The sequence below is a fragment of the Pseudomonas sp. BS3782 TE3695 genome, from assembly GCF_050435305.1.
Classification (GTDB): domain Bacteria; phylum Pseudomonadota; class Gammaproteobacteria; order Pseudomonadales; family Pseudomonadaceae; genus Aquipseudomonas.
In genome coordinates this window covers 1,975,429-1,989,342 of sequence record NZ_JBNDKB010000001.1, presented here as the reverse complement: position 1 = coordinate 1,989,342, position 13,914 = coordinate 1,975,429, and the positions used below count along the sequence as shown (strand labels likewise).

At 58.2% G+C, this 13,914-nt stretch carries 16 protein-coding genes; 4 read left to right on the top strand and 12 right to left on the bottom strand.

The features are described from left to right. Positions 1–8 precede the first annotated feature (8 nt). From hscB to trmJ, 7 genes are all read right to left on the bottom strand, one after another. Entirely contained in the window at positions 9–530 is a 522-nt protein-coding gene (hscB, locus tag ABH909_RS09105; protein WP_429432392.1) for a co-chaperone HscB, read from the bottom strand. A gap of 8 nt (positions 531–538) precedes the next feature. Further along, positions 539–862, bottom strand: a complete 324-nt coding sequence (gene iscA / locus ABH909_RS09100) for an iron-sulfur cluster assembly protein IscA (protein ID WP_007903589.1) — start codon at positions 860–862, stop codon at positions 539–541. A 34-nt stretch (positions 863–896) separates the two neighbouring features. Further along, positions 897–1,283 (bottom strand): Fe-S cluster assembly scaffold IscU, encoded by a 387-nt coding sequence (gene iscU, locus ABH909_RS09095; RefSeq protein WP_003443374.1) that lies wholly within the window; start codon positions 1,281–1,283, stop codon positions 897–899. Between the two features lie 85 nt (positions 1,284–1,368). Next, entirely contained in the window at positions 1,369–2,583 is a 1,215-nt protein-coding gene (locus ABH909_RS09090; RefSeq protein WP_429432389.1) for an IscS subfamily cysteine desulfurase, read from the bottom strand. Positions 2,584–2,633: 50 nt separating this feature from the next. Further along, the gene (iscR, locus tag ABH909_RS09085; RefSeq protein ID WP_003227911.1) at positions 2,634–3,125 is read right to left on the bottom strand and encodes a Fe-S cluster assembly transcriptional regulator IscR; all 492 of its coding nucleotides are present in this window, start codon (positions 3,123–3,125) and stop codon (positions 2,634–2,636) included. Between the two features lie 265 nt (positions 3,126–3,390). Continuing rightward, the gene (gene cysE / locus ABH909_RS09080; RefSeq protein WP_429432385.1) at positions 3,391–4,161 is read right to left on the bottom strand and encodes a serine O-acetyltransferase; all 771 of its coding nucleotides are present in this window, start codon (positions 4,159–4,161) and stop codon (positions 3,391–3,393) included. A gap of 2 nt (positions 4,162–4,163) precedes the next feature. After that, positions 4,164–4,934, bottom strand: coding sequence for a tRNA (cytosine(32)/uridine(32)-2'-O)-methyltransferase TrmJ (trmJ, locus tag ABH909_RS09075; RefSeq protein WP_105340219.1), 771 nt, complete (start codon positions 4,932–4,934; stop codon positions 4,164–4,166). Between the two features lie 146 nt (positions 4,935–5,080). On the opposite strand from trmJ, the gene suhB reads away from it, so the two are divergent. Beyond that, positions 5,081–5,899: an inositol-phosphate phosphatase gene (gene suhB, locus ABH909_RS09070; protein WP_429432382.1), complete on the top strand. Its 819-nt coding sequence runs from the start codon at positions 5,081–5,083 to the stop codon at positions 5,897–5,899. A gap of 318 nt (positions 5,900–6,217) precedes the next feature. Here the strand turns inward: suhB and rplS are convergent, their stop codons facing one another. The 5 genes from rplS to ffh all read right to left on the bottom strand — a co-directional run bounded on the left by rplS (position 6,218) and on the right by ffh (position 9,948). Then, positions 6,218–6,568, bottom strand: a complete 351-nt coding sequence (gene rplS, locus ABH909_RS09065; protein ID WP_003175895.1) for a 50S ribosomal protein L19 — start codon at positions 6,566–6,568, stop codon at positions 6,218–6,220. A 45-nt stretch (positions 6,569–6,613) separates the two neighbouring features. Beyond that, positions 6,614–7,387: a tRNA (guanosine(37)-N1)-methyltransferase TrmD gene (trmD, locus tag ABH909_RS09060; RefSeq protein WP_429432379.1), complete on the bottom strand. Its 774-nt coding sequence runs from the start codon at positions 7,385–7,387 to the stop codon at positions 6,614–6,616. Continuing rightward, positions 7,369–7,905 carry a ribosome maturation factor RimM gene (gene rimM / locus ABH909_RS09055; RefSeq protein ID WP_429432376.1) on the bottom strand — a complete coding sequence of 179 codons (537 nt, stop codon included), beginning with the start codon at positions 7,903–7,905 and terminating at the stop codon, positions 7,369–7,371. The genes trmD and rimM overlap by 19 nt, the downstream gene beginning before the upstream one ends. Before the next feature lie 5 nt (positions 7,906–7,910). Then, a complete protein-coding gene (gene rpsP / locus ABH909_RS09050; protein WP_003198088.1) occupies positions 7,911–8,162 on the bottom strand; it encodes a 30S ribosomal protein S16 in 252 nt (83 codons plus the stop codon). A 409-nt stretch (positions 8,163–8,571) separates the two neighbouring features. Further along, positions 8,572–9,948 carry a signal recognition particle protein gene (gene ffh / locus ABH909_RS09045; protein ID WP_429432373.1) on the bottom strand — a complete coding sequence of 459 codons (1,377 nt, stop codon included), beginning with the start codon at positions 9,946–9,948 and terminating at the stop codon, positions 8,572–8,574. Between the two features lie 210 nt (positions 9,949–10,158). Here ffh and ABH909_RS09040 point away from each other — a divergent pair, with 210 nt between their 5' ends. From ABH909_RS09040 to ABH909_RS09030, 3 genes are all read left to right on the top strand, one after another. Further along, positions 10,159–10,971: a cytochrome C assembly family protein gene (locus tag ABH909_RS09040; protein ID WP_429432370.1), complete on the top strand. Its 813-nt coding sequence runs from the start codon at positions 10,159–10,161 to the stop codon at positions 10,969–10,971. Between the two features lie 12 nt (positions 10,972–10,983). Then, entirely contained in the window at positions 10,984–12,222 is a 1,239-nt protein-coding gene (locus tag ABH909_RS09035; RefSeq protein ID WP_429432367.1) for an HlyC/CorC family transporter, read from the top strand. 322 nt (positions 12,223–12,544) lie between these two features. After that, positions 12,545–13,882, top strand: coding sequence for an MFS transporter (locus ABH909_RS09030; protein ID WP_429432364.1), 1,338 nt, complete (start codon positions 12,545–12,547; stop codon positions 13,880–13,882). The last annotated feature ends 32 nt before the right edge of the window (positions 13,883–13,914 follow it).

Genomic DNA, 13,914 nt, shown 5'->3' with positions numbered 1-13,914 from the left:
GCACTGGGTTAATCGTCGAGGCGCTCTTCTAACTGGCGCACTTCGTAGGTGAGCTTGTCGAGAAACTGCATGCGCCGCATCAGGCGTTCGGCCCGTTCACGTTGCGCTGCATCATCCCAACAGGCTGCGAAGCTTTCGTTCAGTTCATCCTGCGCGACCTTCAAGCGGCGCTTGAACGCGGCGATGCCGGCCAGGTCGGCGCTGTCTTGCAGGTCTTCGAGTTCTTCACGCAATTCCATCTGCTGCAGAAGAAACTCCGGATCATGCACCGTGACCTCCAGCGGCAACTCGCCACCACTCAACGCAAGCAAGTAGCGCGCGCGTTTTGGGGGGCTTTTGAGCGTCTGGTAGGCCTCGTTGAGGCTCGCGGATTGCTCGAGCGCCAGCCGCTGCTCACGCTCGGAAGCGTCGGCAAAGCGGTCCGGATGAACGCCGCGCGCCAACTCACGGTAGCGCGAGGCCAACTGATCGAGATCCAGACGGAAGCTCGGTTTCAGCTCAAATAAAGCGAAATGACAAGGAGTTCCCACGCGCAGCCTCAGATGTTGAAGCTTTCGCCGCAGCCACATTCACCGCGAACGTTGGGATTGTTGAACTTGAAGCCTTCGTTCAACCCTTCCTTGACGAAATCGAGTTCGGTGCCGTCCAGGTAAGCGAGGCTCTTCGGGTCGATGATCACTTTCTCGCCGTGACTTTCGAACACCTGATCCTCTGCAACCACCTCGTCGACAAACTCCAGCACGTAGGCAAGGCCGGAACAGCCTGTGGTGCGAACACCCAGACGAATCCCTTCACCTTTGCCGCGCCCGTTGAGGGAGCGTCGCACGTGTTGAGCAGCCGCTTCTGTCATGCTGATAGCCATCGGTGACTCCTTACTCGTCGCCAAATCTTGAAAGTCAGATCAAGCCTTTCTTCTGCTTGTAGTCGCGAACGGCCGCTTTGATAGCGTCTTCAGCAAGTACGGAGCAGTGAATTTTTACTGGCGGCAGCGCCAGTTCTTCGGCCAGCTGAGTGTTCTTGATGGTCTCTGCTTCATCCAGAGTCTTGCCTTTCATCCACTCGGTCGCCAGGGAGCTGGAGGCGATCGCCGAACCGCAACCGTAGGTTTTGAACTTGGCGTCTTCGATGATGCCTTGTTCGTTGACCTTGATTTGCAGACGCATCACGTCGCCGCACGCCGGAGCGCCGACCATGCCGGTGCCGACATCAGGATCTTCCGCGTCCATCTTGCCGACGTTGCGCGGGTTCTCGTAGTGGTCGATGACCTTTTCGCTGTAAGCCATGATTCTTAATCCTCACTCATCAGGAGTCGCTCTTGAAGCCCAGCCAATCGTGGTTTGGCGGGGCCCGGTTGCGGCGACTTGAATATCAGTGCGCCGCCCACTCGATTTTCGAAATGTCGACGCCATCTTTGTACATGTCCCACAGCGGCGAAAGAGTGCGCAGCTTGGTAACGGCCTCGCAGACTTTCTGCGCGGCGTAGTCGATTTCTTCTTCGGTGGTGAAACGGCCGAAGGTGAAGCGAATAGAGCTGTGTGCCAGTTCGTCGTTACGGCCCAGGGCGCGCAGTACGTACGAAGGCTCAAGCGACGCCGAGGTGCAGGCCGAACCGGACGAAACCGCCAGATCCTTGAGCGCCATGATCAGCGACTCGCCTTCAACGTAGTTGAAGCTCAGGTTCAGGTTGTGCGGTACGCGGGCGGTCATGCTGCCGTTCACGTACAGCTCTTCCAAGCCTTCAACCTGCTTGAAGAAGCGATCGCTCAGGGCTTTGATGCGCACGTTCTCGGCAGCCATGTCTTCCTTGGCCACACGGAAAGCTTCGCCCATGCCGACGATCTGGTGGGTCGCCAGGGTGCCGGAACGCATGCCGCGCTCGTGACCGCCGCCGTGCATGGTCGCTTCGATGCGAACACGCGGCTTGCGGCTGACGTACAGCGCGCCGATGCCTTTAGGGCCGTAGGTTTTGTGGGCAGAGAACGACATCAGGTCGACTTTCAGTTTCGACAGGTCGATCTCGACCTTGCCGGTGGACTGAGCAGCGTCGACGTGGAACAGGATCCCCTTGGAGCGGGTCAGTTCGCCGATGGCAGCGATGTCGTTGATGGTGCCGATTTCATTGTTCACGTGCATGATCGACACTAGGATAGTGTCGTCGCGCAGAGCAGCTTCGACCATCTCTGGAGTGACCAGACCATCTTCGCGAGGATCGAGGTAGGTCACTTCGAAACCTTCACGCTCCAGTTGGCGCATGGTGTCGAGGACAGCCTTGTGCTCAATCTTGGTGGTGATCAGGTGCTTGCCTTTGGTGGAGTAGAAATGCGCCGCACCCTTGATTGCCAGGTTGTCGGACTCGGTGGCACCGGAGGTCCAGACGATTTCACGCGGGTCGGCATTAACCAGGTCAGCGACCTGACGGCGAGCGTTCTCGACGGACTCTTCAGCTTTCCAGCCGAATACGTGGGAACGGGACGCCGGGTTACCGAAGTTTCCGTCGACCAGCAGGCATTCACTCATCTTTTGCGCGACACGTGGATCAACCGGGGTCGTCGCAGAGTAATCAAGGTAAATCGGCAATTTCATGGACTATCTCCTAAATCAGGCTGGCTGGCGTGCCGCTAGCTCTTTGGCTGTCATTCGACGGCGGACGCTTCAATCTTGTCCAGGCGTGGCGCCTTGCTGTTGCAACGACGCTGATCCTGACGCTGGGCTACTTCTTGCACCTCACGGCGAGTTACAAGGTCAGCCAAGCTGATACCGCTCAGAAATTCGTGAATCTGCAGGCTCAGATCGCACCACAAGTGGTGGGTCAGACAGGTGTCGCCGGAATGGCAATCGCCCTGGCCCTGGCATTTGGTTGCATCGACCGATTCGTTGACCGCATCGATTACCTGGGCGACCTGAATGCCCTGCATGTCGCGGGACAGCTGGTAACCACCGCCTGGACCGCGAACACTGGACACCAGATTGCTGCGGCGCAATTTGGCGAACAGCTGTTCGAGGTAGGACAGGGAGATGCCTTGGCGCTCGGAGATATCGGCCAGGGACACCGGCCCGTGCTGCGCGTGCAACGCCAGGTCAAGCATGGCGGTCACGGCGTATCGGCCTTTTGTAGTCAGTCGCATGGACAATTACCACGGAATTCGGAATGGGGCGAGTATGCAATTCCCGAGTATTTAAGTCAACTATAAGACCTAGTGCTTTAGTCAGGTTTACCCGCAAAAGAGCGCGCGCATCATAACAAAGGCTGACAGCGTATAACCAGCAAATGCGCGTTATCGTTCTTCGCGAGCAAGCCCGCTCCCACACTTGATCTGTGTCGAACACAAATCCGTACCCGCTGAAAATCCAATGTGGGAGCGGGCTTGCTCGCGAAAGGGTCGGCGCAGTTTAGCTGGCCTGATCCTTGTCCTTCACGCAGGCAAAGTCTTCTTCGCGCAGTTCAGGCAGATCTTTCGCACAGTAATTGCTACCCAGGTCCTTCAGCGCCCCACACATCCCTTCAAGTCGACCATCTACAGCCTGCAGATGATCGAGCAACTGGTTAATGGCTCGAGCCACCGGATCCGGCATGTCCTCACCAACACCATAAGCATCGAAACCGATCTTCTCGGCCATCGCCTTGCGCTTGGCATCCTGCTCGTCATCGGACTTGACGATGATCCGCCCCGGAATCCCCACCACCGTCGCTCCGGGCGGAACTGCCTTGGTGACCACGGCATTGGAACCCACCTTGGCCCCGGCACCCACGATAAACGGACCGAGCACCTTGGCGCCCGCCCCGACCACAACGCCATCTTCCAGGGTCGGATGACGCTTGCCCTTGTTCCAGCTGGTGCCGCCAAGGGTCACGCCTTGATACAGGGTGACGTCGTTGCCGATTTCGGCGGTTTCACCGATAACGATGCCCATGCCATGGTCGATAAAGAAGCGACGACCGACCTTGGCACCCGGATGAATCTCGATTCCGGTCAACCAACGACCGAAGTTCGACACCAGACGCGCCAGCCATTTCCAGCCCATGCCCCACAACGCTGACGACAGGCGATGGATCCAGATGGCGTGCATGCCCGGGTAGCACGTCAGAACCTCAAAAGCATTACGCGCCGCCGGGTCACGATGGAAAACACTTTGGATATCTTCACGCAAACGCTCGAACATCATTAATCCTTCCGCTTTAGAAGCTCGCCACGGGCCGCTTTCTGGGTTTCCGTGAGGATGCCACGCAATATATTCATTTCCGCCCGACTGACCGAGCTGCGTCCGTACAACCGGCGCAGACGCGCCATCAAGTGCCGTGGTTTTTCCGGGTCGAGGAATTCGATGGCCACCAGCGTTTGCTCCAGGTGCTCATAGAATCGCTCCAGCTCATCCATGGTCGCCAGTTCACCACTTTTGGTGGACGCCACTTCCTCCTTCTCGACCTTGCTCGGCTGACCTTGAGCCGCCAGCCAGGACATGCGCACTTCATAGCTCAACACCTGCACCGCGGCCCCGAGGTTCAGCGAACTGAACTCAGGGTCTGATGGGATGTGCACGTGATAATGACATCGCTGCAGCTCTTCATTGGTCAGGCCGGAATCTTCACGACCAAACACCAATGCGATCTCGGCGCCCTGCCCCGCCTCCTCGACCACCTTCACACCGCATTCACGGGGATCGAGCAACGGCCAGGGAATGCGACGATCACGAGCACTGGTACCGAGCACCAGATTGCAGCCGACCAAGGCATCTTCCAAGGTGGCGACGACTTGAGCATTTTCAAGGATGTCACCGGCGCCGGACGCACGCGCATCGGCCTCGTGGTGCGGGAACAACCGCGGTTCGACCAACACCAGCCGTGACAGGCCCATGTTCTTCATGGCACGCGCAGCCCCACCGATATTGCCGGGGTGACTGGTATTGACCAGGACGACACGAATGTTTTGCAGCAAGGGAGGCGCTCTCGAACACTTTAATGGGGAGCAGAATCTTACAGCTCAACCTACCGTTAAGCTATGAAAGCGAACACCGACCTTCACCTGTAGAAAAGTTCTGATAGAATGCCCGGCTTTCTTTAACAACCTTAGGTGACACATCCATGCAGCCCATGCTGAATATCGCGCTGCGCGCCGCCCGCAGCGCCAGTGAATTGATTTTCCGCTCCATCGAGCGCCTGGATACCATCAAGGTCGACGAAAAAGACGCCAAGGATTACGTATCCGAGGTAGATCGCGCCGCCGAACAGAAAATCGTCGATGCGCTGCGCAAGGCTTACCCTAATCACTCGATCATGGGTGAAGAAACCGGCATGCACGCCGGTAACGGCATCGAAGGCGAAGAGTACCTGTGGATCATCGATCCGCTGGACGGCACCACCAACTTCCTGCGCGGCATTCCGCACTTCGCGGTCAGCATTGCCTGCAAATACCGTGGCCGCCTGGAGCACGCTGTTGTTCTGGACCCGGTTCGCCAGGAAGAATTCACCGCCAGCCGTGGTCGCGGCGCCCAGCTGAACGGTCGTCGCCTGCGCGTCAGCGGCCGCACCAGCCTGGACGGCGCCCTGCTGGGTACCGGCTTCCCATTCCGCGATGAGCAGATGGACAACCTCGACAACTACCTGGGCATGTTCCGCGCCCTGGTAGGCCAGACCGCCGGCATCCGCCGTGCTGGCGCAGCGAGCCTGGACCTGGCCTACGTGGCTGCCGGCCGTTTCGATGCATTCTGGGAATCGGGCCTGTCCGAATGGGACATGGCTGCAGGCGCCCTGCTGATCCAGGAAGCCGGCGGCTTGGTGAGCGACTTCACCGGCGGTCACGACTTCCTTGAGAAAGGCCATATCGTCGCCGGCAACACCAAGTGCTTCAAGGCAGTATTGACGGCGATCCAGCCACACCTGCCAGCTTCGCTGAAGCGCTAAACGCCCAAGCTCAAAAAGCCGCAGCACTTCAAGCAAACGCCCCGACTTGTTCGGGGCGTTTGCTTTTGTGCGGAAAAAGTCTTCTCTCTTAACGCCGCGATCCGTGTGGGAGCGGGCTTGCTCGCGAAGACGACGCACCAGGCAACATCAATGTCGACTGATATACCCTCTTCGCGAGCAAGCCCGCTCCCACAGGTTCCGCCATTAGCCGGCCTTTATATGCAGCCATAACGAAAAATGCCCCGTATCTTTCGATACGAGGCATTTTCTTGAAGAGCCAGCCTGAACAGGCTGGCTCTTGCGCATCGGAAGCTGGACTTAAGCCAGTTTTTCCTTGATGCGAGCTGCTTTACCGGACAGGTCACGCAGGTAGTACAGCTTGGCTTTACGTACGTCACCGCGACGCTTGACGGCCATGCTGTCGATTTGCGGGCTGTAGGTCTGGAAAGTACGCTCTACGCCAACACCGTTGGAGATTTTACGAACGGTGAAAGCACTGTTTACGCCGCGGTTACGCTTGGCGATAACTACGCCTTCGAACGCTTGCAGACGCGAACGATCGCCTTCCTTCACTTTCACCTGAACGACAATGGTGTCGCCCGGGGCAAAGGTAGGGATCTCTTTGGTCATCTGCTCTGCTTCGAGTGCAAGGATGATTTTGTTAGTCATGCTGTGCTCCTAAGGTAAATCGTCGGATCTACCATCGATACGTTGTTAACTATCGTCCCGCTCGCGGATATATTCCTCGAGCAGCTTCTTCTCTTCTCCAGAAAGCGAGCGGCTTTCCAGAAGATCGGCGCGTCGTTCAAAGGTCCTACCAAGGGACTGCTGTAAACGCCAACGCCGGATGTGCGCGTGATTGCCACTTAGCAATACGTCGGGAACACGCTGATCCGCATACACCTCCGGTCGGGTGTAGTGCGGGCAATCCAGCAAACCATCCGTAAAGGAATCTTCCTCGGCGGAGTCCGCATGCCCTAAAGCTCCGGGCAGCAGTCGTGTAACCGCATCGATCAGGACCATCGCCGGCAGCTCGCCACCAGACAGTACATAGTCGCCAATCGACCACTCTTCATCGACATGAGCATCAATAAAACGCTCGTCAATGCCTTCATAGCGGCCGGCAATCAGGATCAATGCATCCAGATTCGCCAACTCGCGCACCGCCAACTGAGTCAGTTGACGGCCTTGGGGGGACAGGTAAATTACCTTCGCCGCCTCCCCGGCTGCCGCCTTGGCCTGAACCAGAGCATCTTCCAGGGGCTTGATCTTCATCACCATGCCCGGACCACCGCCAAATGGGCGATCATCCACAGTGTGATGTCGATCCGTCGTGTAGTCTCGCGGATTCCAACAGGTGAGCTGCAACAGCCCCTGTTTCACCGCCCGACTGGTGATGCCGTACTCACTGATGGCGGAGAACATCTCGGGAAACAAACTGATCACTTCTACGCGCAAGTTAGCCACGTTTAGAAGTCCGCATCCCATTCCACCTTCATCTCGCCTGCGGCAAGGTCAACAGCCAACACGCATTGCTCCGTATAGGGCAACAGGCGTTCGCGATCATCCAGGCTGCCAGCGCAAGGCTTGACCACCATTACATCATTGGCGCCGGTTTCCAGAAGATGATCGATTTTCCCGAGCAATTGCCCAAGTTGATCAATAACCTTCAGACCTTCCAGCTGGTACCAGTAGTACTCGCCGTCGGTCAATTCAGGGAACAGGCTGCGCGGCACACAGATCTCATAACCAGCCAGAAGACGTGCTTCTTCACGATCATCGAGACCCTTGAGCTTTGCGACCAGGAACTTGTCGTTCCCACGTCCGCTGACCAGCTCAACCTGCTTCACATTGCCTTCGCGCCTGAGCGTCCAGGTTTTGTACTGCAACAGGTTTTCAGTCGGATCAGTAAAGGAATACACCTTCACTTCGCCGCGAACGCCATGAACAGAATAAATTTTGCCAATAACGATCAAATCATCGGCAGCAGCTGGCGTCGCGTTCATATTGCTCAGGCCGCAGCCTTGGCAGATTCCTTCAACAACTGAGCAACGCGCTCAGAAGGCTGTGCACCAACGCTCAGCCAGTAGGCTACGCGCTCTTGGTTCACGGACAGACGAACTTCTTGACCACGAGCAACAGGGTTGAAGAAACCAACCTGTTCCTTGTGCGAACCGTCGCGCGGGTTGCGGCTGTCGGTTACGGTCAAGTGGTAAAATGGGCGCTTTTTGGAGCCGCCAAGGGCAAGACGGATTGTTAGCATGTGAACATCGTTCCTGTAGTCGGTGCTGCAAATCTAAAGGCACAGCGGGCATAGGTGCCCGAAAGGCCGCATATTCTAAGGAATATCCGGACTTTTGCAAATGTCTTTTTCCGGCGGCCTATCGGTCGCCATCCAGATTTGCTATAGAGCCGTCGTTGAAAACGGCCAGTCAGCTCCCGCCAAGTGCGGGTTTGCTGGAGATCCCACTTCCTTGTGGGAGATGCAAGGGCAAGCCCTTGCGTGAATACTTTGTGTCCAGTCTCGTCAATAATGCTCATATTTTGGCGAGTGACTGTTGACCTCAAGCAAGGCGCCGCGACGAGTCATAGCGGGCTATGGCGAGGAGCGGCAACGCAGCATGAGATCAACAGGCGCCGCCAAAATTGAGCAGTATTGGCGTGACTGGACACTATATTTTCGGCATGCCGCCACCGGGCAACATGCCGCCCATGCCGCGCATCATTTTGGCCATTCCGCCTTTCGCGGAGAATTTCTTCATCATTTTCTGCATCTGCTTGTGCTGCTTGATCAAGCGACCGATGTCCTGCACCTGAGTGCCGGAACCCATGGCGATCCGGCGCTTGCGCGAACCACTGATCAGCTCAGGGTCGCGACGCTCGGCCGGGGTCATGGAGTTGATGATGGCTTCCATTTGCTTGAACTGTTTCTCTGCCGCGCCCTGGGCGTTACCCATTTGCGCCAGATTCACACCACCGATGTTCGGCAGCTTGTCCATGAGGCCGCCGAGGCCGCCCATGTTCTTCATCTGTTGCAGCTGATCGCGGAAGTCTTCGAGATCGAAGCCTTTGCCCTTCTTCAGCTTCTTGGCCAATTTATCGGCCTTGTCTTTGTCGAGGGTCTGTTCGGCCTGCTCGATCAGACTGAGCACGTCACCCATGCCGAGGATGCGCGACGCAATACGCTCAGGGTGGAACGGCTCGAGCGCTTCGCTCTTCTCGCCCATACCGATGAACTTGATCGGCTTGCCGGTGATGGCACGTACCGACAGCGCGGCACCGCCACGGGCATCGCCGTCGACCTTGGTCAGGATCACACCGGTCAGCGGCAGCGCATCGCCGAAGGCCTTGGCCGTGTTGGCGGCGTCCTGGCCGGTCATGGCATCGACCACGAACAGGGTTTCGACCGGGTTGATCGCGGCGTGCAGCGCCTTGATCTCGCCCATCATCTCTTCGTCGATGTGCAAACGACCGGCGGTATCGACGATAACCACGTCGATGAATTTCAGTTTGGCTTCTTTAATAGCGGCTTGCGCGATGTCGACCGGCTTCTGGCTCAGGTCGGACGGGAAGAAGGTGACGCCAATTTCACCCGCGAGCATTTCAAGCTGCTTGATCGCCGCCGGACGGTAAACGTCCGCGGATACAACCATGACCGACTTCTTCTTGCGCTCTTTAAGGAAGCGCGCCAGTTTGCCGGCGGTGGTGGTTTTACCCGCACCTTGCAAACCGGCCATCAATACGACGGCAGGAGGAACGGCGCTCAGGTTCAAGTCTTCGTTGGCCGCGCCCATCAGGCTTTCGAGTTCGGCCTGGACGATTTTCACGAAGGCCTGGCCCGGCGTCAGGCTGCGTGACACCTCGGTGCCGACAGCGCGCTCCTTGACCGAGTTGACGAAGTCTTTGACCACCGGCAAGGCGACGTCGGCTTCAAGCAGCGCCATGCGCACTTCGCGCAGGGTGTCTTTGATGTTGTCTTCGGTCAGCTTGGCCTTGCCGGTGACATGGCGCAGCGTCTGCGAGAGACGGTCGGTTAAGTTTTCAAACATTGCGCGATCCTTTCAGGCCCTGTGTAGACCGGGATAATGGCGGCCCAGACCGGAATAAACATGTGCTCGGCGAGCCTGCGGCGTGGGCAGGTCGCGGATTATAGCGAAGACTGCGTCTGGCGGACACCTCGCTGTCAGGTTGCATGGTCTTTCGTGCGGTGGGGGTTCTATGCCAAACTCAGCGCCTTTCGGGCTTGCCTAACAGGATTTATGCTCCCCTTGTCACCCAGTTTGCTTACCACCCTCGCCGCCGCCTGCTTATACGCCGCTGCGACCCTCTATCAGGGCACTCGTCTGGCCACCGGCGCCAAGGCGAACAAGCGCCTGCTGGTCACCCTCGGTGTGCTGGCCGTGCTGGCTCACAGCGTCAGCCTGATCACCTATCTGCTGACACCGATTGGCCTGGCCCTGGACTTTTTCAGCGCCGCCAGCCTGATTGCCGCAGCGGTCATCGCCCTGACGCTGTTGGCCTGCTCGCGGATTCCGGTGGAAAACCTGCTGTTATTGCTGTTCCCGCTGGGCGCCGCCACCGTGATGCTGGCACAGTTCGCCCCCGCCGGTACGGTGCAGATCATTGACGAAGCGCCAGGCATCCTCGCCCACATCCTCTTGTCGATCCTCGCTTACGGCATGTTCACCATCGCCGTATTCCAGTCTTTGCTGCTGCTGGTTCAGGACCATCAGCTCAAACACAAGCATCCATCCGGGCTGATCAAGAACTTCCCGCCGCTGCAAACCATGGAAAGCCTGCTGTTTGGCTTCCTATGGGCTGGCTGGAGCCTGCTGTCGTTGTCACTGATTTCCGGTTGGCTGTTCGTCGAGAACCTGTTCGCCCAGCATCTGGTGCATAAAACCCTGCTGGCGTGCCTGGCCTGGATCGTGTTCAGCGTGCTGCTATGGGGACGCAACCGCCTCGGCTGGCGCGGACACAAAGCCATTCGCTGGACCCTTGCCGGTTTTTGCCTGCTGATGCTGGCGTACTTCGGCAGCAAGCTGGTCCGCGAATACATTCTGCACATCTGACGGGCGGCATTAATGGACGACTTGCCCATAGGGCCGATGCTCGCGGTGCTGGCCCTGCTGATTTTATGGTCGGGGCTGTTTACCGCCATCGAAATTGCACAACAGCAGTTGCTGGCCCAGCGCACGGCCTCGCGTTCGAGCGACAAACCCGTGGCCAAGCTGAGTTTCCCGCTCAATAGCCTGATCCTCTGCAACACCCTGTGTCGCGCGCTGGCAGTGGTCATCAGCACCTTGCTGGCGATTTTCACCTGGGCACAAAACGGTCCATGGATTGCCTGCCTCGGTGCCAGTGCGGTGCTGCTGGTGTTCGCCGACTATCTGCCGCGCACCCTTGCCGCGCGCCATCCGGATGCGGTCCTGAGCCTGGGCAACACACTGCTCGGCATCCCCTTGAAGATCGTCTACCCCGCTGCCTGGCTACTCAATGCCATCAGCCAACTGCTGATGCGTCCATTCGCCCGCAAAATCAATGTGGTGCAACAAAGCGAAGACGAGGCGCCAGCAGACCGGCATGACGATCACGAACACGCCGCCAGTCGCCCGCATTCGCTATCAGGTATCCATGCGCTGGATAACATCACAGTCAACGATATTCTGGTACCGCGCAGTGAGGTCGACGGAATCAATCTGGACGATCCCCTCGAAGAAATCATCGAGCAACTGCGCCATAACAGGCGCACTCGCCTGCCGGTATTCCACAGCGACATCAACCAGGTCGAAGCGGTGCTCAACACCCGGCAGATCCGGCATTTACTGCCGGATTCAAGCCTGACCCGCGAAGCGCTGCTGGCCGCCAGTCACGAACCGTACTTCGTACCGGAAAGCACCCCGTTGCAATTGCAATTGCTGAACTTTCACAAGCAGCAGCGGCGTTTGGGCATGGTGGTCGACGAATATGGAGAAGTGCTGGGCATCGTGACCCTGGAAGACATTCTCGAAGAAATCGTCGGTGAATTCGAAAGCCAGCACAGCCTGGATAATCCGCACATCCATCCGCAGGCCGATGGGCGTTTGGTCATCGAAGGGGCGGCGTCGATCAGGGAGTTGAACAAGAGCCTTGGCTGGCATCTGCCCAGCGATGGTCCGAAAACCCTCAACGGGTTAGTGACCGAGGCGCTGGAAACGATTCCAGACAGTGCGGTTTGCCTGAAAATCGGGCGTTATCGGCTGGAGATTCTGGAGACGGAAGACAATCGCGTTACGCGGGTGTTGATCTGGCATACCAGTTCAGTGGCTGCCCTCGTCCGTTAGCTCAGCAAAAGATCGCAGCCTCGCTTCGCTCGACAGCTCCTACAGTTTGGAATGCGTTACTTTGCAGGAGCCGTCGAGCGAAGCGAGGCTGCGATCTTTTTCAAATCCACGCCCTTGTTCGATCGTTAGCCGCCTTCCTATAATCAGGTCGCTTATCCAAGCTTCCCACCGAACCACGTGCTTACCCCGCGCGCAGCAGGTTCCGGCCAGATCATCGGCAATATCCGCATCACTGCGACGACTGTTCCTACCTTGAACAGCGACCGTATCTGAACCCACATCCCTGGGTATTCGACCATAATAATTCGCTCCACTGGGGCCCATGACTGTCAGGGATTACCGCCTGACGACCAGCACAACGTTCAGCGACACCGCGCCTGTCCAACCAGCCAACTCCGCCACCCGAGTAGCCACTGCGAGTTTCATTGGCACGGCCATCGAGTTCTATGACTTCTATGTCTATGCCACTGCAGCAGCGCTGGTGATCGGGCCGGTGTTCTTTCCGCAAACCTCCGGCACCGCCCAGATGCTATCGGCGTTCCTTACCTTCGGCATCGCCTTCCTTGCGCGGCCACTGGGTTCAGCGCTGTTCGGCCACTTCGGTGACCGCATTGGACGTAAATCGACACTGGTCGCCTCCCTGCTGCTGATGGGCGTGTGTACTACGCTGATTGGCGTGTTACCGGGTTACGACAGCATTGGCGCTTGGGCGCCGATCCTGCTTTGCGTGCTGCGCTTCGGCCAAGGCCTGGGGCTGGGCGGTGAATGGGGCGGCGCCGCATTGCTGGCCACGGAGAACGCGCCCAAAGGCAAGCGCGCGTGGTACGGCATGTTTCCGCAACTCGGCCCATCGATCGGGTTTCTGGCGGCCAACGGCCTGTTCCTGACCTTGGCCATGAGCCTGAACGACGAGCAGTTCCGTTCGTGGGGCTGGCGGATTCCGTTCCTGCTTAGTGCCGCGCTGGTGATGGTGGGCTTGTACGTACGCCTCAAGCTCCACGAAACCCCGGTATTCGCCAATGCCATGGCTCGTCAGGAACGGGTGAAGATCCCGTTGGTCGAGCTGTTCAGCCAATACTGGGCGCCGATGCTGCTGGGGGCCGGCTCGATGGTGGTGTGCTACGCGCTGTTCTATATCTCGACGGTGTTTTCGCTGAGCTATGGTGTTTCGACGCTCGGCTATACCCGCGAAACTTTCCTCGGTCTGCTGTGTTTCGCGGTGCTGTTCATGGCGGCCGCGACACCGCTATCGGCCTGGGCCAGTGATCGTTTCGGGCGCAAACCGGTGCTGATCATCGGCGGCGTGCTGGCGATTCTGTCCGGCTTCCTGATGGAACCGTTGCTGACCCAAGGCTCGACCTGGGGCGTGGCGCTGTTCCTGTGCATCGAACTGTTTCTGATGGGCGTGACGTTTGCGCCGATGGGCGCGCTGCTGCCAGAGCTGTTTCCGACCCACGTGCGCTATACCGGCGCGTCGGCGGCCTACAATCTGGGCGGCATTGTCGGAGCCTCGGCGGCACCGTTCTTTGCGCAGAAACTGGTGGCGATGGGCGGTTTGAGTTATGTCGGCGGGTATGTGTCGGGGGCGGCGGTGCTCAGCTTGATCGCAGTGCTGTGCCTGAAGGAGACGCGGCATAACGATTTGAATCGGGTTGCCTGAAAAAAAGGCAAAAGCTTCGCGAGCAAGCCCGC

Excerpts from the sequence above, each read along its gene's own strand:
- iscA (WP_007903589.1), bottom strand. The coding sequence starts at position 862 with ATGGCTATCAGCATGACAGAAGCGGCTGCTCAACACGTGCGACGCTCC.
- iscU (WP_003443374.1), bottom strand. The coding sequence starts at position 1,283 with ATGGCTTACAGCGAAAAGGTCATCGACCACTACGAGAACCCGCGCAAC.
- ABH909_RS09090 (WP_429432389.1), bottom strand. The coding sequence starts at position 2,583 with ATGAAATTGCCGATTTACCTTGATTACTCTGCGACGACCCCGGTTGAT.
- iscR (WP_003227911.1), bottom strand. The coding sequence starts at position 3,125 with ATGCGACTGACTACAAAAGGCCGATACGCCGTGACCGCCATGCTTGAC.
- cysE (WP_429432385.1), bottom strand. The coding sequence starts at position 4,161 with ATGTTCGAGCGTTTGCGTGAAGATATCCAAAGTGTTTTCCATCGTGAC.
- suhB (WP_429432382.1), top strand. The coding sequence starts at position 5,081 with ATGCAGCCCATGCTGAATATCGCGCTGCGCGCCGCCCGCAGCGCCAGT.
- rplS (WP_003175895.1), bottom strand. The coding sequence starts at position 6,568 with ATGACTAACAAAATCATCCTTGCACTCGAAGCAGAGCAGATGACCAAA.
- trmD (WP_429432379.1), bottom strand. The coding sequence starts at position 7,387 with ATGGGATGCGGACTTCTAAACGTGGCTAACTTGCGCGTAGAAGTGATC.
- rimM (WP_429432376.1), bottom strand. The coding sequence starts at position 7,905 with ATGAACGCGACGCCAGCTGCTGCCGATGATTTGATCGTTATTGGCAAA.
- rpsP (WP_003198088.1), bottom strand. The coding sequence starts at position 8,162 with ATGCTAACAATCCGTCTTGCCCTTGGCGGCTCCAAAAAGCGCCCATTT.
- ffh (WP_429432373.1), bottom strand. The coding sequence starts at position 9,948 with ATGTTTGAAAACTTAACCGACCGTCTCTCGCAGACGCTGCGCCATGTC.
- ABH909_RS09040 (WP_429432370.1), top strand. The coding sequence starts at position 10,159 with ATGCTCCCCTTGTCACCCAGTTTGCTTACCACCCTCGCCGCCGCCTGC.
- ABH909_RS09035 (WP_429432367.1), top strand. The coding sequence starts at position 10,984 with ATGGACGACTTGCCCATAGGGCCGATGCTCGCGGTGCTGGCCCTGCTG.
- ABH909_RS09030 (WP_429432364.1), top strand. The coding sequence starts at position 12,545 with ATGACTGTCAGGGATTACCGCCTGACGACCAGCACAACGTTCAGCGAC.